Source organism: Paludisphaera borealis (assembly GCF_001956985.1).
GTDB classification, from domain to species: Bacteria; Planctomycetota; Planctomycetia; order Isosphaerales; family Isosphaeraceae; genus Paludisphaera; species Paludisphaera borealis.
In genome coordinates this window covers 2,504,167-2,525,086 of sequence record NZ_CP019082.1, presented here as the reverse complement: position 1 = coordinate 2,525,086, position 20,920 = coordinate 2,504,167, and the positions used below count along the sequence as shown (strand labels likewise).

27 protein-coding genes, 1 tRNA gene and 1 pseudogene are annotated in these 20,920 nt (G+C 64.7%); 4 read left to right on the top strand and 25 right to left on the bottom strand.

The features are described from left to right. Positions 1-38: 38 nt before the first annotated feature. Together BSF38_RS09855 and BSF38_RS09850 are read right to left on the bottom strand one after the other, a co-directional pair. Positions 39-767 carry a response regulator gene (locus tag BSF38_RS09855; RefSeq protein ID WP_076345188.1) on the bottom strand — a complete coding sequence of 243 codons (729 nt, stop codon included), beginning with the start codon at positions 765-767 and terminating at the stop codon, positions 39-41. Then, a complete protein-coding gene (locus BSF38_RS09850) occupies positions 764-1,948 on the bottom strand; it encodes a protoglobin domain-containing protein (RefSeq protein WP_076345186.1) in 1,185 nt (394 codons plus the stop codon). Before BSF38_RS09850 ends, BSF38_RS09855 begins: the two co-directional genes overlap by 4 nt. A 670-nt stretch (positions 1,949-2,618) precedes the next feature. On the opposite strand from BSF38_RS09850, the gene BSF38_RS32615 reads away from it, so the two are divergent. The 3 genes and pseudogenes from BSF38_RS32615 to BSF38_RS09835 all read left to right on the top strand — a co-directional run bounded on the left by BSF38_RS32615 (position 2,619) and on the right by BSF38_RS09835 (position 4,345). Then, positions 2,619-3,173, top strand: coding sequence for an ISAzo13-like element transposase-related protein (locus BSF38_RS32615; RefSeq protein ID WP_420819237.1), 555 nt, complete (start codon positions 2,619-2,621; stop codon positions 3,171-3,173). Beyond that, positions 3,080-3,676: pseudogene (locus BSF38_RS09840) on the top strand (ISAzo13-like element transposase-related protein); the annotation flags it as partial. The gene BSF38_RS32615 and the pseudogene BSF38_RS09840, both read left to right, overlap by 94 nt. Positions 3,677-3,772: 96 nt before the next feature. Further along, positions 3,773-4,345: a helix-turn-helix domain-containing protein gene (locus tag BSF38_RS09835; RefSeq protein ID WP_076345184.1), complete on the top strand. Its 573-nt coding sequence runs from the start codon at positions 3,773-3,775 to the stop codon at positions 4,343-4,345. Positions 4,346-4,439: 94 nt separating this feature from the next. On the opposite strand, the gene BSF38_RS09830 is transcribed toward BSF38_RS09835, so the two are convergent. After that, complete coding sequence (locus tag BSF38_RS09830) at positions 4,440-5,705, bottom strand: IS256 family transposase (RefSeq protein ID WP_076350724.1); 1,266 nt, start codon at positions 5,703-5,705, stop codon at positions 4,440-4,442. Between the two features lie 68 nt (positions 5,706-5,773). On the opposite strand from BSF38_RS09830, the gene BSF38_RS09825 reads away from it, so the two are divergent. Next, entirely contained in the window at positions 5,774-6,334 is a 561-nt protein-coding gene (locus BSF38_RS09825; protein WP_076345182.1) for a transposase, read from the top strand. A 154-nt stretch (positions 6,335-6,488) separates the two neighbouring features. Here BSF38_RS09825 and BSF38_RS31110 read toward each other — a convergent pair. From BSF38_RS31110 to BSF38_RS09725, 22 genes are all read right to left on the bottom strand, one after another. Then, positions 6,489-6,610: transfer RNA gene (locus tag BSF38_RS31110), tRNA-Phe, on the bottom strand. A 351-nt stretch (positions 6,611-6,961) separates the two neighbouring features. After that, positions 6,962-7,348 carry a hypothetical protein gene (locus tag BSF38_RS09820; protein WP_076345180.1) on the bottom strand — a complete coding sequence of 129 codons (387 nt, stop codon included), beginning with the start codon at positions 7,346-7,348 and terminating at the stop codon, positions 6,962-6,964. After that, positions 7,345-7,779 carry a hypothetical protein gene (locus tag BSF38_RS30650; protein ID WP_145952051.1) on the bottom strand — a complete coding sequence of 145 codons (435 nt, stop codon included), beginning with the start codon at positions 7,777-7,779 and terminating at the stop codon, positions 7,345-7,347. Before BSF38_RS30650 ends, BSF38_RS09820 begins: the two co-directional genes overlap by 4 nt. Further along, the gene (locus tag BSF38_RS09810) at positions 7,779-8,135 is read right to left on the bottom strand and encodes a hypothetical protein (protein WP_076345176.1); all 357 of its coding nucleotides are present in this window, start codon (positions 8,133-8,135) and stop codon (positions 7,779-7,781) included. Before BSF38_RS09810 ends, BSF38_RS30650 begins: the two co-directional genes overlap by 1 nt. Beyond that, a complete protein-coding gene (locus BSF38_RS09805; RefSeq protein ID WP_076345174.1) occupies positions 8,135-9,085 on the bottom strand; it encodes a hypothetical protein in 951 nt (316 codons plus the stop codon). Before BSF38_RS09805 ends, BSF38_RS09810 begins: the two co-directional genes overlap by 1 nt. A 13-nt stretch (positions 9,086-9,098) precedes the next feature. Continuing rightward, entirely contained in the window at positions 9,099-10,613 is a 1,515-nt protein-coding gene (locus BSF38_RS09800; RefSeq protein ID WP_145952050.1) for a hypothetical protein, read from the bottom strand. 1 nt (position 10,614) lies between these two features. Beyond that, entirely contained in the window at positions 10,615-11,022 is a 408-nt protein-coding gene (locus BSF38_RS09795; protein WP_076345170.1) for an HK97-gp10 family putative phage morphogenesis protein, read from the bottom strand. Continuing rightward, complete coding sequence (locus BSF38_RS09790; RefSeq protein ID WP_076345168.1) at positions 11,019-11,300, bottom strand: phage tail assembly protein T; 282 nt, start codon at positions 11,298-11,300, stop codon at positions 11,019-11,021. Before BSF38_RS09790 ends, BSF38_RS09795 begins: the two co-directional genes overlap by 4 nt. 77 nt (positions 11,301-11,377) lie before the next feature. After that, positions 11,378-11,707, bottom strand: a complete 330-nt coding sequence (locus BSF38_RS09785; protein ID WP_076345166.1) for a hypothetical protein — start codon at positions 11,705-11,707, stop codon at positions 11,378-11,380. A 59-nt stretch (positions 11,708-11,766) separates the two neighbouring features. Beyond that, on the bottom strand, positions 11,767-12,195 hold the full coding sequence (locus BSF38_RS09780) for a phage tail tube protein (protein WP_076345164.1): 429 nt from the start codon (positions 12,193-12,195) through the stop codon (positions 11,767-11,769). A gap of 9 nt (positions 12,196-12,204) precedes the next feature. Then, complete coding sequence (gp17, locus tag BSF38_RS09775; RefSeq protein ID WP_076345162.1) at positions 12,205-12,708, bottom strand: tail completion protein gp17; 504 nt, start codon at positions 12,706-12,708, stop codon at positions 12,205-12,207. A gap of 3 nt (positions 12,709-12,711) precedes the next feature. Next, the gene (locus BSF38_RS09770; RefSeq protein WP_076345160.1) at positions 12,712-14,022 is read right to left on the bottom strand and encodes a hypothetical protein; all 1,311 of its coding nucleotides are present in this window, start codon (positions 14,020-14,022) and stop codon (positions 12,712-12,714) included. Between the two features lie 3 nt (positions 14,023-14,025). Continuing rightward, positions 14,026-15,162, bottom strand: coding sequence for a hypothetical protein (locus tag BSF38_RS09765; RefSeq protein WP_076345158.1), 1,137 nt, complete (start codon positions 15,160-15,162; stop codon positions 14,026-14,028). A 3-nt stretch (positions 15,163-15,165) separates the two neighbouring features. Next, positions 15,166-15,408, bottom strand: a complete 243-nt coding sequence (locus BSF38_RS09760) for a hypothetical protein (RefSeq protein ID WP_076345156.1) — start codon at positions 15,406-15,408, stop codon at positions 15,166-15,168. Between the two features lie 4 nt (positions 15,409-15,412). Continuing rightward, positions 15,413-15,676, bottom strand: a complete 264-nt coding sequence (locus BSF38_RS09755) for a hypothetical protein (protein WP_076345154.1) — start codon at positions 15,674-15,676, stop codon at positions 15,413-15,415. 14 nt (positions 15,677-15,690) lie between these two features. Beyond that, positions 15,691-16,383: a hypothetical protein gene (locus tag BSF38_RS09750; protein ID WP_076345152.1), complete on the bottom strand. Its 693-nt coding sequence runs from the start codon at positions 16,381-16,383 to the stop codon at positions 15,691-15,693. After that, positions 16,380-16,724 (bottom strand): phage head closure protein, encoded by a 345-nt coding sequence (locus BSF38_RS09745; protein ID WP_076345150.1) that lies wholly within the window; start codon positions 16,722-16,724, stop codon positions 16,380-16,382. The genes BSF38_RS09750 and BSF38_RS09745 overlap by 4 nt, the downstream gene beginning before the upstream one ends. Beyond that, entirely contained in the window at positions 16,721-17,314 is a 594-nt protein-coding gene (locus BSF38_RS09740) for a head-tail connector protein (RefSeq protein WP_076345148.1), read from the bottom strand. The genes BSF38_RS09745 and BSF38_RS09740 overlap by 4 nt, the downstream gene beginning before the upstream one ends. Positions 17,315-17,317: 3 nt before the next feature. Further along, complete coding sequence (locus tag BSF38_RS30645) at positions 17,318-17,518, bottom strand: hypothetical protein (protein ID WP_145952049.1); 201 nt, start codon at positions 17,516-17,518, stop codon at positions 17,318-17,320. Between the two features lie 73 nt (positions 17,519-17,591). After that, positions 17,592-18,941 (bottom strand): phage major capsid protein, encoded by a 1,350-nt coding sequence (locus BSF38_RS09735; protein ID WP_076345146.1) that lies wholly within the window; start codon positions 18,939-18,941, stop codon positions 17,592-17,594. 108 nt (positions 18,942-19,049) lie between these two features. After that, a complete protein-coding gene (locus tag BSF38_RS09730) occupies positions 19,050-19,667 on the bottom strand; it encodes an HK97 family phage prohead protease (RefSeq protein WP_076345144.1) in 618 nt (205 codons plus the stop codon). Then, positions 19,664-20,917, bottom strand: a complete 1,254-nt coding sequence (locus tag BSF38_RS09725; RefSeq protein WP_076345142.1) for a phage portal protein — start codon at positions 20,915-20,917, stop codon at positions 19,664-19,666. Before BSF38_RS09725 ends, BSF38_RS09730 begins: the two co-directional genes overlap by 4 nt. Positions 20,918-20,920 lie beyond the last annotated feature (3 nt).

Genomic DNA, 20,920 nt, shown 5'->3' with positions numbered 1-20,920 from the left:
TTCCACCTCCTGTCCGCCTCGAACGACTGCTCGCGGACTCATGGTTGGGCCAGCCTCTCCAAGGTCCCCAGGAGTTCGGGGAGGTCGAACGGCTTGTAGCAGATCGCGTCGAAGCCCTCCGCCTGCAGCCGTTCGATCTTCGGCTCCAATTCGGCCCGGTGCCCGGTGATGAGCACGACCTGCGACGCCGGGTTCGACTCGCGGACCTGCCGACACACATCGGCGCCGTCCCGGTCCGGGAGGTTTAGGTCGATCAGGACGACCCGGGTCGAAGTCCGCAGCCGCTCGACCGCCTGTCGACCGTCGTGGGCGATGCAGACCCGGTAGCCTTGTTCGCGCAGCAGGTCCCAGAGGTTGAGGCACAGGTCGTCGTCGTCGTCGACCACCAGCACTAGCGGCCGATCCAGTGCCTCGTCGATCAGACGCAGCAGCAGAGGCAAGTCGACCGGCTTGGCCAGGACCTGCGACGCCCCGGCGGCAAGCGCCTCCCCGGCCGTGGATCCGCCGGCGTAGGCCGTCAGGAGGAATGCCACCGTCCCGGCTTGCACCTTCTTGATTTCGCGGTAGAGCGACAGGCCGTCCATCCCGGGCATCTTCAGGTCCAATAAGACCACGTCGTACGGCCGCCCTCGCACCAGCTCCAGTGCAGTCCGACCTTCATGAGCTACATCGATATCGAAGCCCAAGTCGGTGAAAATGTCAGCCATGTTCTCGCAGATGTCTTCGTCATCGTCCACTATGAGGATGGAAGGGGGGTGGTCGATCATCTGGGCGTTTGTCCTTCGGAGGGGGCCGCAATCAGCCGGACCGTGAAAGTGCTTCCCGCGCCCAGTTTGCTTGTCACTCGCAGGCTGCCGTGATTCCTATCGAGGATCATCCGCGACAAGGCCAAGCCAAGGCCCATACCCCGGGCCTTGGTCGAGAACAGCGGCTCCATGATCCGGATGAGGTCGGCCGTCGCGATGCCGACTCCGCTGTCGGTCACCTCCAATTCCAGGTCCTCTCCGAGCCGCCTGCCGGTGAGGGTCAGCCGGCCGCTTGAAGGCATGGCGTCCACGGCGTTGCGGATCAGGTTGCCCAGGACGATCCGGATCTGACTCCGATCTCCCAGCGCAAGCGGAAGGTCGTCGAGGAAATCGAACGCGACCTCGATCCCGCCGGGCACGGCAGTGTCATCCAGCGCCTCGCGCACGCACGCCTCGGCCGAGAATGGAGTCACCTCGGGCTCGGGGCATCGCGCGAAATTCGTCAGCGCCGTGATCACCTCGTTAGCGCGCCCCACATTCCGCTCAATCCGTCGCATGTGCTCGGATCGCTTCTCGGGCGAGGCGGCGCGGGCGCTGTTCAAGTAATAGAGGGAGGTTTTCACTACGTTCAGCGGATTGCGCAGCTCGTGGGCCACGCCGCCGGCGATCTGGCCTAGAGTCGCCAGCCGTTCGGAGCCCTGGAGGCGTGAGGCGTACTCGGCCTGATAGGCGTCCTCGATCTTGGCCAGGTCAAGGTCCATAAGCTTGTTGAGGGACCTGATCGCCGCCACGAGGCCGGCGCAATCCCCGGACCAGGATTCGCCCAGGAGGCGCAACAGGCCGTCGCGGAGTCGGGACAGCGCCACGTTGGTGTAGACCTGATCCAGGCCGATCTCGACGTGCCGGATCCCGACCTTCCAGCGACGGAAGGCGTACGAGCGGTCGTAAGGCCCGGTGAGCAGCTCACAGAGCCAGTCGAGCAGGGAGTTCTTGAGCCGGTCGATTTGCGCCTGGCCGCCGGTGAAGACCTTGTAAGCCTCGGGATGGTGGGCGATCTCGGCGTAGAAGTCCTCGACCAGGTCGGTTAGGTGGGGTTTGAGCAGCGATGCGACTCCGCGCACCCGCCCAGCGTCCTCATCGGTCCAGCCGACGTAGGCCTGCAGATCCTGATAGCGCCGAAAAACCTGGTCCGGATCCTTCATCGGCCTGCGCTCTAAAAGAACGACCGTAGCGCTTCGCGGACGGGCGCGCGGACTGTGCGGAGACTTGGTTTTGGGCTCCCACTCTCGACGGCCGAGCCCTGCGTCATCTTACGATAGGAAAATCGCCACAGGAAAGCACCATTTCCATCGCGCACAGCAGGATCAAGGCCGCTCATGATCGCACGTAGATCCAGGACTGGTCTGACTGCCGGCGATTCTCGCTTTTCGCCGGTTTATCGGTACTCGACTCGAACGGGGTTTTAAGGATTACGTGGAAGTCGGGCTGCAAAGTCGAGCAACGATTTGGTTGAAACCCAAGTCAGGCTCGTTCGAAGTCCATGGGAGCTTCAAGAAGGTGAACGAGTTGGAAAACCTGATACAGTAATACCCGAGTCGAGCGCAATTCACATCCTGCCCCGGGGGACGTCGTCGGAATCGGGGTGATATAATGACTGTGGACGCGGTAGCTGCGACCAGTCAACGCGACGACCTGGCACCGACACCCACTACGCCACCCTTACCGCGGCACGGGCGATCGCTGCCGAGGGCCTTCGTCCACCAGGCTCGGGCTTGCCGGAACGCCCCCGCCGTGACTGACGTGAGCGGAGAAGACCTTACTTAGGGGATCGGTGCCTGGAAATCCACGCCGGGCGGCCGAACGCCGCTTCGGGTGGGGGCGCGAGACCGTCGAGACGGGGTTGTGCGAAGCTCGACGCGGGCTCCGCTGCGTGGAGGACTTCGCCGCCCGGGGACGACTGCGGAGCGAAGACGAGGACCGGGGATTGGCGGCCGACATCCGCGCGATCGTGGAGCCCTGTTCGTACGCCGACCCGGCACTCCAGTCGGCGCGGCGGTGCACCAAGCTGTCGTCGCGGGAAGTCCGGGAGGTCCTGATCAAGAAGGGCCGCCCAGCGAGCGGACGATCCGAGACGTCCTCAACCGGATGAACTGCCGCCTCAAGCGAATCCAGAAAGGCAAGCCCCTGAAGGAGACCGACGCGATCTTCGCGAACGTGAAGCGGGTCGACGAGGAGGCGAGGGACGACCCCGGAACCCTGGAAATCTCGATGGACACGAAGTCGAAAGTAAGCCTGGGCGACTACTCGAGTGGGGGGGGACCCGAACCGAGTCGGCCGGTGAAGCGCCCAAGGGGTGGGGCCACGACCCGCCCGCGAAGGAGAAACTGGTCCCGTTCGGGGTCCTCACGGCCGCGACCGGGGCGTTGACGCTTTTGTTCGGCCGGCGCGAGACCAGCGACGCCTGGGTGGACGCCCCGCGGGCGTGGCGGCTGAAGTCGCGGCGGACCCACCGACACGTCCAACGGCTGGTCGTCCACCTCGACAACGGCCCCAAAAACTCAGGCCGGCGGACGCAGTTCCTCAAGCGGATGGTGCAGTTCGCGGAGTGGTCGCGGCTGGAGGTCCGGCTGGTGTACTATCCGCCGTACCACAGCAAGCACAACCCGGTCGAGCGGTGCTGGTCGGCCCTGGAGCGGAAATGGAACGGCGTGCTGCCGTCCAACCTATCGGCCGTACTGGGCTGCGCTCAGAGGATGACCTGGAAGGGTCGCCACCCGAACGAGAGATGCTTCGCCGGAGAGTATCCCAACGGAGTCCGCGTCGGGGCCAAGGGGATGAAGACCTACGAAGCTCGCCTCGCCAGCTCGGCCACACTTCCCGGCTACGAAATCACAATCAAACCGGTGAAAATAGAACTACAAGAAAATTAATTTATGCCGAACGCTTTTGTGGTGCATCCGCCAAGAGAACTGACTCAGGAGATTTGACGTAGAAATGGGTGTCCTTCGAGCGAATGGAGGCATCCCGTGACCCGAGTCAAAGTCACGCTCCGCGAGCCGACTCCAGAGGAACGCCAGGCCCTCAAACGGCTTGCGTCGTCGCGCGTCGCCCAGGCTCGCTTCGTCGAGCGGGCTCGCATCCTCTTGGCCGTCGCCGAGGGACGACGGCCCGGCCAGGTCGCCCGGGATTTGGGCGTCTGTCGCCCCACGGTCTACATCTGGATCCGGCGTTTCAACGATCAAGGCCTGCTCGGGCTGGAAGATCAGCCATGGGCCGGACGGCCGCCCGTCTACACGGCCGAACAACGGGCCGAAGTGATCGCCGCGGCGTTGTCCGACCCGAAGAGCCGAGGGCTTCCCTTCGGCTGCTGGACTCTCGACCGCCTCCAGGCCTACCTCAACGAGCGGAAGGGCGTCCCGATCAAACGAAGCCGCATCGACGAGATCCTCCTGGCGAAGGGGCTGCGGTGGCGGTGCCAGGAGGCTTGTTTCGGCGAGCGGGTCGATCCCGCCTTCGCCGAAACAAGGGATCATCGAAGCCCTCTACACCAAGCCGCCGGAGGGTTCAGCCGTCGTCTGCCTCGACGAGATGGGGCCTGAGAGCGCCAAGGGCTTCCGCAGTCGGCAGCCCGTCCCCACCGAGCCTCGTGGCGACGACGAGAGCTATTGTCAAATGTTGTGGATGGGGATTGATTCAGGCGGCGTCCTTGGCCTCGATTCCGTCGATGAATTTGGCCCCTGAGATCACGGCCTGGAGGCGTGCCGATCCGTTCAACAATCGCCAACTCTTTGATGCACTCTCCATCAGCTTGAACACCATCGTCAGGCAGGCTTTGCGGCTGCCGCTCCCCTTGGTCTTCGCCGTCCTCAGCCGCACCGTGGCGAACGTCGATTCGATCGGGTTCGTGGTGCGGATGTGACGCCAGTGCTCCGCCGGGAAGTCGTAGAACGTGAGCAACGCCTCTCGATCCTTCGTCAGGCATTCCGTCGCCTTGGGGTACTTCGCCTCGTACGTCTTCACGAACAGGTCGAACGCCTTCTCGGCGTCGGCCTTGGTCTCGGCGTCGGCCTTGGTCTCGGCGTCGTAGATCCCGTGCAGGGCGGACTTGGCCTTGGGCTGGGCGCCCTTGGGCAGCTTGTCGAGCACGTTGGCCGTCTTGTGCACCCAGCACCGCTGCCCTCGGGTCGTGGGCCAGACCTGCCGAACCGCCTTCCAGAACCCCAACGCCCCGTCGCCGACGGCCAGAGAGGGCTCGATCTCCAGCCCACGGGCCTTGCAGTCCAGGAGCAACTCCTTCCAGGACTGCTCGCTCTCCCGATAGCCGTCGGCCACGGCGATCAGCTCCTTGCGGCCGTCGGCGGTCGCCCCCATCAGCACGAGGATGCACTGTCGGCCTTCCTCAAGGCGGATGTTGAAGTGGACGCCGTCGGCCCAGACGTAGACGTACCGCTTGCCCTTCAGGGAACGCTTGCTCCAGGCGTCGTGCTCCTCTTCCCAGGCCGTCTTGAGCCGGGTCACGGTGTTCGCCGAGAGCCCCGGAGCGTCGGGGCCGAGGAGGGCGGCGAGGGCCTCGGAGAAGTCGCCGGTGCTGACGCCTTTCAAGTAAAGCCAGGGGATCAGCTCCTCCAGGCTCCTGGTCCGCTTCAGGTACGGCGGCAGGATCGCCGAGGTGAACCTCACCCGCCGGTCGGCGGGCCGGCGGTCGTGGACCCTGGGCTGCTTGACCTCGACGTCGCCCAGGCCGGTCTGGACGGTCCGCTCGGGGAGGTGGCCGTTGCGGACGACCTGGCGTCGCCCGGCCTGGTCCTTGAGATGGGCGTGGGCGTCGATCCAGGCGGCGACCTCGGCCTCGACGGCCTCGGCCAACAGTCGCCTGGCCCCGGCCCGAAGGAGGTCGGTCAGAACGTCCTTGGCGCCGGGGGTTGGCCCGGCGAGCGGCAGGATTGTAGACTCTTCCACGGCGGCGTACTCCTCGGCCATTTCGGCCGGTTGGTGGTCTTGCGATTCACCAAGGGTACGCCGCCTGAATCAAACCGCCATCCACAACTTCCGGTTATAGCTCCGACGACGAGGGCCGCGTCCCCGCCGGTCGAGCCCGGCAGGAGATCGACTACGGCCGTCGCGGCAAAGGCTACGTCTTCGGCGCCTTCCGGCCGGCAACCGGCGAGTCGCTGACGCGTCCCTACCCGAGCCGCAGCGCCGTGAACTGGGCCGACTTCCTGGAACAGGTCGAAGCCTGGATTCCGGCGGACGCGCAGCGCGTCTATGCGATCGTCGACGACCTGAGCGCCCACCGGGCGACCGACGTCTTGCTCTTTGCGCTGGCGCGTCCGCGTTGGGAGTTCGTCTTCCAACCGAAGTACGCGGCGTACCTGAACCTGATCGAGCCGTGGTGGAAGGTGCTGCGGAACTTGGCGTTGAAGGGCCGACGCTTCAAAACCTGGGAGGAGGTCAGCCGCGCGGTCGAGGAGGCGACGGTCTACTGGAACCAGCACTGCCCTCCGTTCGTCTGGGGCCGCCGCCGTCGCCATCAGCCCCGCTGCCGTCCCCGGCGTCAGGCGACTTGTCGGATAACCCACTTACGTTAGAAGCAAAGTCTTTGTCCGCCATTTGCCCACCGGAGGGGACGGAATGGGATGCAAAGAGTCGGAGGTCGACGGGGATCGATCGGCGGGGGCGGCCTCACCAGGTAAAAGACGGGATTTGACGCATCCCGTCGGCCTGAGAGGGATGAGGGGGGAATGGGCAGAGGGAGAGTTGAACTCCCGACACACGGATTTTCAGTCCGTTGCGAGGAAGCCTCAAAAGTATTCCCCAAAAAGGACTTACGTCTTTCTCAGGAGGCCTTTGCCCACCATTTGCCCACCGACACACGTCAGAGTGAAAACGACGTCGACCTTGCCGAGATCGCGGATGCATGGCCAAAGCTGGACGAGTCGACACGGACCTCCATCCTGAAGCTGGTCCACGACAACCTCGGCGCACGAAAAAAACCGCCGACACCGTAGAGCGCGGTGCCGGCGGCCTTGCTTGTTCGACCCCAGCCTACTAGAGCCAGTCGATCTCTTTTTTAAACCTAGATCATGACTTCGACGCCGTCAACTCGATGCTTCGGTCAGCCCATGAAAAAACCCCGGCTCAAGGCCGGGGGATGAATCGATCGCAAGCTTGAAGCGAACAGGATCGCTTTTGCCTCTCACACGCGGGCGTGAGGATCACCACTTCGGTTCGGGAAGAGGACAATGCTCGCTCGCCATCCAGAGCTTGAGGTTCGTCATGCAACCGCAAGATCGACAACGATCCTGAGCCGCGTCGAAGTGCTCGCAGCCCTCGCAGATGGAATGCCGTCGGTCGAACTCGACCTGATCCACGGTGGAGCATCCCGACTTGATGAAGGCGACTCCGGCCGTCAGGGCGTTGCCGATCATCGTCGCCAAGGGCGGATACGCGGCGGGCTCGGGCGGTTGGCCGGTCGCGAGCTGGACCACGAGAGCCCGGTACTGGTCGCGTTGCCAGACGTCCGTGTTGGCGTCTGACGTCAGCCATCGGTATCGCTCGTGGCCGGTGCGGGCGACGACGGTTTCAAGGTCGGCGTCAGTCATGCCGTTATCGTCACCTTGTCGTAGTAGAGCCCGAAGAAGCACGACACGATTCTGATTTCGAGATGGAAGGGGTTGCAATTGAAGACGAGGATCTTCGCGGCGTCGGCCGGGTCGCTGCCGTCGATCACGCAGCCGCCGCCGGTTGAACCAGCGCAGGGCACGAGGTTCGCCCTGCCTTGGAAAAACACGCCGCTAGGCAGTGGCGGCAATTTCAGAATCAAGTCCACCGAACCGAAGAACGGATAGTTCGCACATGGCGCCGTCCAGGTGCAGTCGGAAATCCATGTCAGGACATACGTGATCGGCGTGCGTCCCGTACCTGTAAACGTGGCGTGGAGCGTCGTGGGAGCCCCGCTCGGCCCGACGGCGCAGGCGCACGGCACCGGCGGCGCACAACAGCACCCGCTGGGGTTCAATCCGATTCCAGGCATCAGGGACAGTCCATGGCGATAAGCCACCAGTCGCCGTCGCACCACGAAAGGTGGCACGACTTCGAGACGGCGACGGATGCGGTCAGCACGTACTGGTTATTGACGACGACGGGATCGCCGGAAGCCGCCCATACCCCGCTCGCGTCCTTGTGATAGATCTGAGCGGCGCCGGACGTGCTCGGGGTGGAGAACGTGCCCGTCGGAATGGCCGTCGTGACGACCGCCCGAACGACGCCGGGGTTCCAGAGGGCCACGGGCGTTCGCTGCCGCTGGTCGGGATTGTAGCTTCGCTCGATCCCCCTGACGGCCTTGACGATCCGCTTGCCCTGCGCGGGCGAGATTCCAATCGGTCTCATCAACTCCCTCCCAGGGGGCTCGACGGGGTCGTCGCGGAGAAGAGGTCGGGCGGCAGGCCGAAGAGGTCGAAGTCGGCCGTGGGGTAGACGTCGAAGGACAAGAAGCCCTGATCGCCAGTCGGGTCGTACTGCCCCTTGCTCGTGAGCGGCACGGGGGCGGACGCGGGCGAGCCGTCGATCATCACTTGCTTGACCACGCCACCCACCTTCTGACGCAGCCCCGCGTTGAGGACCACTTCGGCCCAGCCGTTCTCGATGACCGTGCCGTCGGTGCTCGTGATGATCGGCTTGAACGCCAGTGCGAGCGTTTGATCCCAGGCCCAACCCCAGTCGGAGTAATAGGCTCGGTCGGCCGTAATCTCCCGGCACAGGATCGTGCCGGCCGGGAAGCCCATCCAATCGGATGCGTTGATGTGATCCTTGAACGCTGTTATCCAGTTGGGATCGAAGCTGGCCAGCGTCCGCGTGATGTTGGCGACGGGGAGGCTGTAGGGGCGGGTCAGGACCGGGTCGAACGGATCGCCGATCACATTGGTGATCTTCACTCCGTTGCGGTCGTAAATACAGGCGATCTCAAAGGTCTCGTGAGTCCATTTGAGTCCCGGCGGAACCAGCAAGGGATTCACGATCAGAGAGCCGTTGGTGTCGTTCCCCGCCATGTCGAGCGGGCTGAAGGGGCCGTACCGCAAGGTCACGAGATACCCTCGTCCGTCTTCGTCCCTGGTGGTCGAGACGCCCGCGAGAACGGCGCCGTAGTCCGTTTCCGTCGGGGCGGCCAGGGGGAATCGATACGTCGAACCGATATCCACGTTGACGGCGCGGACGGCCGCCCTGGCCCCGATGGTGGGATCGTCGGTGACGACCCGGACTTGAAGGTCGTACGTGCGTCCCCCCTCGGTCGTCCAGCCCATCTCGCTGGACTGCTTCGTTTCGTCGACGGTGATAGCCATGATGGGTCCTGTTTCAGATGCCGGTCAGCTTCAAGGGGGAGCCGGGCGTGAGAGCTTTAAGGATCTGCTTCTGAACCGTGACCGCCTCTTTCGCGGCGGCGGCCGTGTCGAGCGTGTTCTTCGCAGTGGCGTCCTTGGACGCATCGGCGCCGCTTCGGCTGCGCAGCACGGTCGAAGCGGCTTCGACCGTGCCCAGCTTGAGCGCCGCGCCGAACGGGTCGTGGGCCTTGCCCTTGGACTTCGTGGCGGCGTCGCCGACCGTCGCGCCCTTGCCCGCGAGCGCCGCCACGGCGTCCGGGACCTTCGCGGCGGCGTCCTGAAGCCCCTTGAGCTTGTCGCGGGCGGCCTGGAATTGATCGCCCACCACGTTCCAGGCCCACGGCTTGGCCATTTCGGCGGCGAAATCCTTGCGGGCCTCGGCGAGCGTGTCCTTCATCGACGCGGCCATTTCTCCGAGCCGTTCGCCGATGCCCGTCGAGGTTCCCAGGATCGCCTCGGAGGCGCCGTCCCAGACCTTGACGACCTCGGCGACGCCGTCGAAGAGGACCGTGAAGACCTCCTGAAACGTCATCTGGGACGCTTTAAACGCGAGCACGACCGACTGCCAGACCGTAGCCAGCCCGCCGATGGCGACCTGGAACACGTTGACGCCTTCGCCCGAGAACCCGACCGTATCCAGGACGGTTTTGCCGAAGCCCAGCACCGAATCTTTGTTCTGGCTCCACATCGTCGTCATGGCGGCGAGGGCCGTGTTGATTCCGCCGAGGACCTTTCCGGCGATCGGCGCCAACCCCTCGCCCAGCGTGGTCATGAGGTTATCGACCCGCCCCTTGAACTCCTCCATTCGCGAGGCCGTGTCGCCCGCCGTCTTGGCCGCGTTGCCTTGGGCGTCGGCCAATCCGTTGGAGATGATCGAGGCGGTTGCGGTGATCTTGGCCGTATCGGACAGCTCGCCGTTGAGATCGGCCAACCCCATCGCGAGCGCCTGCGCCTTGATTTTGTCGGCCGTGAGGAAGACGCCGAAGTCGCGGAGCGGCTCTGCTTCGCCGGCGAGACCCGAGCGGATCTTCTGAAACGCCGTCTCATAGTCGACGTTGTAGAAGCGCGACGCATCGAGGGTGAGCCTGTTGAACTGCTTCGACAGGTCGGCCGTCGCCTGAGAGTCGAATTTGGCGCCTTTGAAAAGGCCGCCGAGCTTGCCGGCACCGTCGAGCATGCTGTTCAGCGCCACGCCGTACGAATCGGCCATTTCGCGGGCGTCGGCCTCGACCGACTTGGCCTGTGGGCCGAAAATGTCGCCGATCTTGCCGACGTTCTGCTGAAGGTCGCTGGCCGACGAGATCATCTTGCCGATCGCCATGGCGCCGGCCCCGCCGATCGCGGCGACGAACGCACCTTTGACCAGGCTCGACGTCTTCGAGACTTGCGAGCTGAACGACTGGACTGCGGCGGCCCCCTGGTTCAGATCCCGTTTGAGCGGGCCGGGGTCGGCGGACATACGCAGGGCGATGCTGCCGATAAGAGACAACTCAACCTCCTTGCTTGACGATGGCGTCGATGCCGGCGGCGATCATGCCGAGTGCGATCGACTTGGCGGTTTCGCCCGTGGACGCGAACGCATCGGCCATGAAGGGATTCGGCAGGGTGTCGCTGGTGCCGTACTCCACCTGCGCCGGGTAATAATCGCCCGGCGGGTACTTCTTCTCATCGGGCCGCACTTCCAGGGCGATCGCGCCACGCTTCTTCGTCTTGGCCGCACGAATCACCAGGCTGCTTTTGAGATGGCCGGTGTCTTCCGGCGCGTCCGCTTTCGCAGCCGCCAGCATGGGTCGCATTCCGGCCCGCATCGCCTGACGCAACACCTTCTTCTCCACCTTCGATCCCAGGCTTTTCAGGGCGTTGATCACATCCTTGTCGCCGCTCACGCTGATCTTCATATCCGCCTCCCCATCGCGGCGATCCGCTTGAGCGCCGCTTCGTTGTTCTCCTGGAATCGACGACCGAGGATTCCGGCCGACTCCTCAGCGGTCGGGCGGCGGCCGGACGGCTCCGCACCACGCTTGGCGGGCTCGGGATAGAAGTCGTCGGCGGTGGTTTTGTTTCCGCCCACGAAGTTGGCGACAGCGGAACAGATCAACGCCGCGTCGAAATGGGCGTCGGGCCAGCACTCCATGCGGGAGAGCAGCTTCCACTCGATGAATTCGGACGCGGGCATGGTCCGTTCCAGGCAGGCGACCGGCTGGCCGAGGCGGGCGGCGAGCCGGAACAGGAACCTTCTGTCCGCGTCCTCGGCTAGTTTTTTTCCAGATCCTTGACGTCGTCTTCGGACAGCTTGTTGACCGCGACGGCCGCCTTGAGCACGTCCGTGAACACCTGAGTGGGCAGCCCCGAAACCCGATCGACGTCGTCGTCGTTGAAGACCCGGACCCCGTCCGCGTCGCATACGGACGTGACGATCAAGTACATCGAGAAGTTCAAGCCGCCTTCCTTGGAAGACTCGATGTGCAAGCGGTTCATCTCGCCGACCGTCAATTGCTTGACGTAGACCGCGTCGCCCAAGGCGGGGACCTGGACTTCCTTGACCTCGGGCCGAAGTGCGAAAAACGCTTCTCGCGTAATCATATTGAATCTCGAATGGATGAAGGATCGGAGCCGGAACGACGTGCGATGAGGAAGGCCGATCAGGGCGCCGTGGTGGTGACGATCAAGCCGGTCAGCTTGATGGTGACCTTGGCGGTGATGATCTCGTCGGCCTTGCCGCCGCCCGGAGAGAACGCGGTGAGGAAGCCGTCGAACGTGTCGAAAGTCGCCTTGGGAAGCGTGGGATAGGTCAGTCGCCACGACTTGATCGCGGGGGCGGAGAGCAAGCCGCGCAGGTAGACGGCCTCCGTGTCGGCCGGGTCGTATTGGAGGCTGAATGACAGCTCGCCGGGGTCCGGCAAACCCGGACGGTATTCCTTGGTCTGGCTCGACAGCTTGGTCTTCTCGACCGAGCCGACGGTGTTGCTCGGGCCGTCGAACGACTCAGCGTAGCTGATCGGGGTCCAGGTGACGCCGGTGCCGAGCTTGTCGACTCCCAGGACGGTATTCTGCGCCAGATATTCAGGCATTGTGCTTCCTCAAACGTAGGCGGGGGTGGTGACCCGATGGACGATGTTGAACGTGAGAACGACTTGATACGTGTAGGAGTCGGTGCCCTGGCGCGGGTACTCGGGGAGGTCGGACTCGTCTTCCAAAAACGCCCCCATCACATCGACCGCCCCCATCCAGCCGGAGAAGCCGTCGAATCGCGACCGGACGATCTGGGCCATCGCGGCGGCTTCCAGCTCGGACTTCGACCAACACGAGATGCGGACGCTCGCGGTGCTGACGCCGTTCGGTCCGCCGAGATTGCGGTCGTACGAGCGGCTGGCCAGGTAGAACGTGACCGCCGGGAACGTGGCTCCGGCGTCCTTCTTTTGGGGCAAGGCGTTGAACGAGATCCGAGACCCGACCAACGAAGCCAACGCCGTGGTCTCGGCCAGCCTGGCGCGGACGGCCTCGCGGAGCGTCGGAGGACCAGTCGGGGTTATGGTTCCCCCGGCCCCCATGCCAAGATTCGACAGCCAGTAAAGGAAGCTCATGCGTTACCCCACGACGACGTAGGTGACTTCGCCGGACGTGGCGACGGCCGCCGACAGGTCCACCGTCAGGGCTTCGTTCGCGGCGGTTTGGCAGACGCCCACGGGGCAGTAGGCGCCGCCGGCCGCCGCGAACTTGGTCAAATACTTGGAACCCGAGATGGCCGCCGAGGTGCCCGACCAGAGGGTGGCCGTCACGTCCCCGAAGGACGACAGCGAGTACCGAAGCACGCGGATCTGCTTTCCCGATCCGGCCGCCGCGACGATCGTGGTCTTGCCGGACGTGCTCGTCAGGAACCGGGCGAACAGCGGCGTCAAGGCCGTGGCGCCGTTGTAGACCGTGCTGGTCTCGGCCGACGCCGACGTCTTGCCGATCAGGTTGGTTCCGGCCGCCAGCGTGGCCGTGGCGTTGAGGTTGGCGGCGGTCGGCTGGGCCACGGTGACGGGGTTGGTGACGCTCGTCACTGCGCCGACCGTCGTCACGTTGGTGACCGTGTCGAGCGTCTGGCCCGTTGCGATATTGGCGGTGCACTTCAGGTTCGCGGCGGTCGGCTGCGTCACCGTGACCGCGTTCGTGATCGACGTGAGGGTGTTGACCGTGCCTACCGTCGTGACCGTGGCGAGCGTCTGGGCCGCCGCAATCGAGACGGTCGCGTTCAGATTGGCCGCCGTGGCTTGAGCAACCGTCACCGGGTTGGTGATGGTTCCGACCGTGGTGACGTTCGCGAGCGTTTGAGCCGAGGCGATGCTGACCGTAGCCAACAGGTTGCCGGGCGTCGACTGAGCGACCGTGACTGAGCCCGTGACGCCGACGTTCCACGTTCCGCTCTGGGTCGCGGCGACCGTCCATGATCCGCCTTGGTTCGCCGTCCACGTTCCCGACTGCGTGGCCGCGACCGTCCACGATCCGCCCTGGCTGGCCGTGCAGAGCAGAGCGGACGCGGTCGACTGAGTCGCCGTGCTCGTCCACGAGCCGCTTTGCGTGACGGCGACCGGATTCGTGATTGTCCCGACGGTCGTCACGTTGTCGAGCGTCTGGCCCGACGCGATGCTCGCCGTGCATTGGAGGTCGGCCGGCGTGCTCTGAACGACCTGGACGCTGCCCACGATCGCATCGACGACCAGCGTGCCGACCAGCGTGGCCGACACCGGCAATGGGTTGGCGGGCGTCACTGGCTGAAGAACGTTCGCCCCAGGGCTGACCGTCGTCGCGTAGGCCACGACCGAAGCCGGCCACTCCGTGCCGTCCGCGCCGGCCAGCGTTCGCAGCGTGGCGCCGCCTGAGCCAGCAGATAACTCGACATTGTCCGTGGCCATGCGTCACGCCTCGATTTGGTAAATGTTGATGGACCCGCTCGGGAACACATCTCGTTCGAGCGCGCCGTTCGACGGTGCGCCGGGGCGAGTCTGGCCGTAGAGGTCGTCGGCCGGAGCCGCTCCGTAGCCGAAAGCAAGCAGCGGACTCGTCGTCATCGGCTCGCCGAAGGGTCTTGGAATCCCCCCTGAGATCCGGCCGTCGTCCAGATTGAACGCGGGGGCGGCGTTCGTGGTCGAATGCGCGCCGATGTTCACGGAGGCCCGAGGCGTCGTCGCGTAAACAATGTTGTAGTCTTCTGCGATATGGGTCGTGTTGCCGCCCGACAGCCCTGTGACGGCCTGGTTGATGTAACAGCCGCTGATGACGCACGGCGCGGCCAGATTGACGCCGGCCGGCGCGGTGACGCTGAAGGGGGTGTTGGTCAGGAAGAACGAGCAGCTTTGGACCGTCACGCCGGTCGCGAAGTACGATCCCGTGCCGGCGGCGTTGGCGACGCGGACGCCTCCCGTGCCCCCCAGAAACCGGCAATTCTGGACCAGCACGTTGACGTTGTACTCTGAGCTGTAAAGGCCGACGCGGACGTCGATGCAGTAGCCCTGGCCGGTCAGGAAGTCGCACCGCTTGACCGTGAAATTCATCGCGGAACCAGGCGTTCGGCCGGCCCAGAGGATGTAGGGCTTGACGATCGACCCAAGGAAGATGCAATCGAGGATCGCGACGTCCGACCACGCGCCGTTCAGATCAAGGCATGACGCGTTGCCGCCGTGGGAGCCGATCATCTTGACGCCCTGAAGCGTAAAAAACGACTTGTTGTTGGCGAACAAGCAGGCCGACGTGGTGATCGGGGTCGCATCGTCGGTCCAGCCCCGCCAGTCTACGGTTCCCGTTATTCCGGGGCCGCCGGCAGCCGCGAAATTCGCCCCCGTTCCGTCGCCGATGATCGTGAGCGGGCTGCCGGACGACGGCGAAACGCCGAGCGTGACGACTTCGCGGTAGATCCCCGGCTCGATGTAGACCGTGTCGCCGGCCGCCGCGACGGGAGTGCCCCCGATCGCCTTGCCGATCGTAAGGAGCGGGCTCGTCGCGGTCCCAGGATTCGCGTCCGAACCGCGAGACGAGGAAACATAGACGTTCGCCATGATTTACGTCAGTCCTTTTGCGACCATGACCATTTTTACAGCCGTCTCGTTCACGAACGCCGCAAGGACTTCCGTGGGAAGAGAGGCAAGAAGCTCGGAGACCTTGACGCCATGCTCGCCAGTGCAGTCCAAGACGACCGCTCCGGTGGCGGAGTCGCGGAAGCAGACTTCGATGAGGAAGTCCTCGACGAACGGGATGGAAACAGCTCCGGGCAGGGGCGTTATCCGCAGTGGGTTCAGGTCCAAGACGTCAGCTCCCGTTGTTCAGCGAGGCGGCTTGCGAGATCATGAATTCGGCGACCTGATCGACGAACGTCGCGAGCTTGGTCGGGTCGAGATTCTTTGTGAACGTCGTGAGCGAGGCGGCGTCGTCCGGCTTGAAGTTGGCGGCCACGGCGAGCGAGGTTGAAGCCCCTTCGTCGTCCACGAAACGCAGGTCGACCGAGAAGTCGTATGGCGACGTGAAGACGATTCGCGTTCGGCCGGGGTGGGACGAGTCGATGGTGAAGGTCATGCGCCGCCCCTCGATCAGTTGGTGAGGAACAGGCCGCGAAGCCTGCATGCGACCGTGGTCGAGACGTACAGGGTCGTCACGTCGACGGTGAACGGCGATGGGTTGATCGAGCCGGACAAACTCCAAGCGAGCGGGATGCCCGGCTGAAGGACGATGACGTCCGAAGGCTTGCCGGCCGTGGTCGTCGTGACGGTCGCCACGGGAGACGTACCGCCCGTCAAGCCGCCGCCGGCCGTGATCTGGGGGGTGTTCGTCGCGGCCAACGTCCCGGCGAACGTGCAGGCTACGGACGCTCCGGGGAAGGGGCCGCCGGTGCAAGTCACGTTCCCCGCGCCGATCGTCGAAAGGGCCTGGAGCGCCGTCTGGACGTCCGACGCCGATCCGTTGTAGGCGACGGGCGTCGTGACCGCCCCCTTGAACGACAGGGCGAACGAGCCGCCGGTGGGCGTTCCAGTGACCGTGATGGTCTGGACTTCGTTCGTCGCCGTGCCGTTGGTCTTGATCGTGCAGCCTCGATCGGAGACCAGGAACAGGCTTTGAAGATTCGCGACCGTCAGCGTGAGCGGCAACGCCTGGTTGACGATCGACGCTCCGAAGCTCTGGTCGATTGTGATCGCGGATGACCCGACGTCCGCCACGTTCCCCGAGAGCGTGGGGCCGCCGGACGAGCTGCTTATCGACGTGGCTCTCGTGAATGTGATGCTCATGCGTTCTCGCTTGGGTTCTGTTCGACGACTTGAATGGTCAACTCGATGTGCCTGTTCTCGTCGTCGACGATGCCGACGATGTTCAAGATCCGGTCCGTTCCCGCGACCTTGAACCGCCCGGTGGGTTTGACGCCGGAATGAAAGCGGATGTTGGCCTCGTGGGTCGTTTCGCTGTGAATCTGGCGAGCCCAGTACGTCTCTTTGGCGTTGAGCGGGCTGAGCCGAGCCGGGACGCTCGCGATCACATCGGCCCACGTCTCGATCTGTTGACCGACGCTGTCGATCGTGTAGGTCGGCTCTTGGTAGGTGAGCCTGGTGCGTCGCTGGCCAGGGTCGATCATCTTGCGTAGGCTCCCCAGCGAAGTGCGTCGGCTAGGGCGGCGACGGTCCAGGGCACATCGGCGATTATGGTTCCTGAGATGGTGGCTTCCCTGCGATCGAACCAGCTCGCCACGAGTATGCGAATTATCAGCTTCGCGACTTCAGGTACGTCGTCGGCGGTCGCGCCGTATCCCGCGACGAACTGGACCTTGACGCTGGCGATCTGCTTCGCGGCGGCGGGCCAGCTCTTGCCGTTGGCCAGCATCACGAGGCCGGGCGTTCCATCGGACACGGTGTAGACCGAGGGGTCGAGCGTCTGCGCCGCTCCGGATTCGTCGGCGTACGTGATCGACGCGACCGACTGAAGCGGCGGATAGGGCAGGCGAAGCACGCCGGACGCACACGACGGAAATCCGTCGAACGTCGCTGTGAGCGTCCGCGAGATGAACGACCTCGACGTCATCGCTTCCAGCTTCTCGCGGGCCGCGACGATCAGGGACGTGACGAGGGCGTCGTCGTCCGTTAGATCCCCGTAGATGCGGGCGTGAAGCTTCGCTTCCGCCAACGTAACGGGTTCGATCGCGGGGGGCGTGACGATGGCGATTTTCATGGATCATCTCACGCGACAGGCGGCTTTTCGGGCTTGGTTCGGCGCGACGGCGACGGCTTCGCGGACGGCGGGTTCGGCGTGATCGACGGCCATGCCGAGGCGGATGAATTCGTTCGCGGCGGGACCGACGACGTCGGCGATCTGGCCGGCTTCGTACATGACGGCCCGGCCGTTCATGACGGTTCTCAGAAAGCGGAGATGCACGGGGCGATCCTCTTGAAATGGCCGAGGGCCTGCGTTGGCAAGCCCCCGGCTCGACCTTGGAACCGTCGGATCATCAAGAGGTCTTGAGATCCTGGCAGGTGACGAACGACGCCAGGTGGAGGAAGTTGACGTCAACGTCCTGCGCTACGGTCACGCGGACGTGCGGCTGAGCCGAGTAGGGATCGATGAACAAATCCAAGCCCGAGAACAGGGCGATGACCAGTTCCGACCACGACCCGAAGGCCAGGGCCGACAGGATGCTGGTGCTGGTGCCCTTGGTGATGGTGCTGGAGACCAGGCTGGTCGACCCGTAGCCGTAGCCGTTGATGGTGTTGTTGCTGTCGAGCATGAAGGTCGGGTAACCCGCAACCTTCGGGGTCGACTGGAAAAACGCCGTGGTCGTGGGGTTGATGAGCCACGCCCTCGCGTCGCCGGGGGCGTTCGCGGTGTCGACCGTTCCGGTCATGCCCGTCAACTGAGCCCACGTGATCGCGGCGCCGTTGGCGCCGAGGGCGAGGGTCCCGATGCCGTCGCCTGACGTGTAGGTGAACAGCCCCTTCGGCTGGCCGCTGGAACCGGAGCCGTTGATCGCCCCGTTCTCCACGATGTTGGCAACCGTCTTGACGAGCTGATCCGCGATCAGGCGTTCGCCGTCCAGGCTGGACCCGGCGATGAACTGGCGGCTCAGCTTCGTGGTCGCTTCGACCATCTTGTAGCCGAACGGAACCTGACCGATCGTCGGAGCCGAGGCCGCGACGTTCGTGCCTTCGGTCGACACCCAGCCGCCGGCGAGACCGGCAGTGACCTTGGGCAAGGCGAAGGGTTGCGTCATGTCGCTGATGACCGTGGCGCCCATGCTGGCCAGAACCAGGCGGGCACGCAACAGGTCCGTGAGCGTCGGACGGACCAGGGTCGGGATCGCGCCCGCGCCGGTGGAGGTGGTCAGGTCGGCCCGGTACTGAACGCCGGAGAGGCCGACCCGCTGGTTAAGGGGAGCGTCCCACGGAATGAGAATGCCGGTCGGAGCCTTGCCCCGAAGCGAGGCCAGCGTGTCGTGGGTTTCCCGCTCGATGCCGTCGAAGGAGCCGTGTCCCTCACGCATCGCCAGTTCGCCGCGAATGGCACGCAGGAGGCTGTACTGGTGCGCATCGCCCCGCGTATTGGACCGGTCGTTATGGGGAAGCAACGGCTGGCCGACTCGCTCGCCGGGGGCGCTGGCGCGGGCCTGAAGCTCGCGGACGCGGGCCGAGCGGGCTTCGTCTTCCTGGACCTGGTTGAATAGGCCGGTGGCTTCGGCGATGGCGGTATCAAGGGAGGCGCGATCTTCGGCGGTCGGCTCGTCGGCCGAAGCGATCCGGCTCTCCAGATCACGGGCGCGCGCAAGAGCGGCGTTGGCGCGAGTGCGCATTTCGGTCAGATTCATCTTGTGACTCACTGGGATGTGAAGAGGCGGAAGGGGAGCAGATGTGGAGGCGGGATTGACCGGCGTGCGGTCGATGAGGCGGGCGTGTCGATCGGCGGACGGGAGTCGTTACTTGGCGGCGACGGCGGCGAGGCGGTCCAGTTCGTTGCGGCGCTGCTTCAGCCACTCGTCCTTGACGTACTTGGCCAGCTCTTTCGAGCGGACTTCGACGTCTGTCGATTCGTAGGCCGGATAAGTGACGACGCTGACGTCGTACAGGTCGACGTCGGTCACCTCGTACTCGACCGTGGTCACGCCGTTCTCGGTTCGCTGGGTGACCGTCTCGCCGCCGTCGCGGGGGACGAATGCGAACGAGCACTGGGAAACGTTGCCGGCGTCGATGTTGGTCGTCACGTCGCGGGCCACCTGCGTATCGGGCGGCGTGCATTCAAAGAAAAGCCCCTGCGCGTCCTCGGACAGCGTCAGGGTTCCGGCGCGGGTTCGGCCGAGAATCTGAGACGGGCAGTGGTCCACGAGGCAGCGGACATCCTGTTTTTCGTTGATCGCGTTACTGAAGGCGCCAGGCCGGATAACCTCGCGGATCACCATCGTCGGCGATTCACAGATAACGTACCACTCACCGAACACAGCCGCATGGCCGGTCAGTTTGCGGGGTTGGGAATCGCCCTCGGCCCGCGTCTGCAATCCGGGGCTTTCGGCGACCCGGCGTCGATATTTGAAGCTCACTTGGGCGGCTCCGTGGGATTGGCGTTGGGATCGTTGTTGCTGCCCATGTTGAGCATCACGTAGTACTGGTCGCCGTCCTCGCGCGGTCCCATGCCTTCGGCGGCGCGGATCTCGTTCGGGCTCATCGAGCCGGTCGAGAACAGGGTCTTGTACATGTTGGCCCGGCCCATCGCGTCGGCTCGCAAGTAGGCCCGGAAGTCGTGTTTGAATTGATAGCCGGCGGCTTGCTCTTCCTCTGTCAGCAGGCGAAGCGCATAGGCCTGCTCTGCTTGTTCGGCCCACGGCAACAGCGTCGTCTGCACGTATTCCAAGTTGCTCGCTTCAATCGATGAGTAGGAAGCGTTGGAGTAGTCGCCGAGCTTGTGGGGTGGCACGCGGAACAGCCGAGCCATTTCGAGGACCTGGAACTTACGAAGATCGGTCAGTTGCGCTTCGGCGGGGTTGACGGACGTCGACTCGAAATCGTAGCCGGGGGGGAGGATGCCGACCCGGCCGGCGTTGCCCGATCCGGCGTTCCGCGAGTTGAAGGCGTCGAGCAGCTCGGAAGCGGCTTCGGGGGATAGCTCGTTCGGCGTCTTGATGAAGCCGGAGTTTCCCGCCCCCTTCCCCAAAAAGCTGCCGCCCCACTGTTCGGCCGCAAGGCCAAGGCCGAACGCCTGCGCCGCGACGCGGGGGATGCCGTAGCCTTCCAGCCCGTTGAAACCCAGCCCCGCGATGTGCAAGATCCGCTCGCGGTCGACCAACTTGCCGTTGACGCGGTATTGGATCAAGCCGTCGGTGCCGACGTTGGGAAGCGTCGTCTCGGGGTCGAGCAGGTACAGGTACGTCCTGCTGCCGTCCACCGCCTGGACGATCTCCGCGTACCCGTTACCGTAGAGCAGACAGTGTGAGAGGATCGCCTGGCGGAACCGCATGGGCGTCGTGCCGCCGCCGTCGGGGCTCCGCATGAACGTGGAGTAGGCTCTGTGTTCCTTGGCCTTGCGCTCTGATCCGTCGTCCATGACTTGAACGAGGTGAAGAGGCAGGCTCGCCAGGTCGGTCGCCACGACGTTGACCGCCGCGAACGCCGCCGGGAGCGAGAGGGCTGCACGGGCGTCGACCCGGACCCCGGTGGTGTTCGTGCCTTGCAGCGTTCGGCTGAACGTCTGGAGCAGGCTTCCAGTGAACCCCCACGAAGCCGGAGCCAGAGGCGCGGAGGCCCGCTTGGCGAACGACGCCGCCGCTCCCTTGATTCGATCGAAGATCGGCATGAA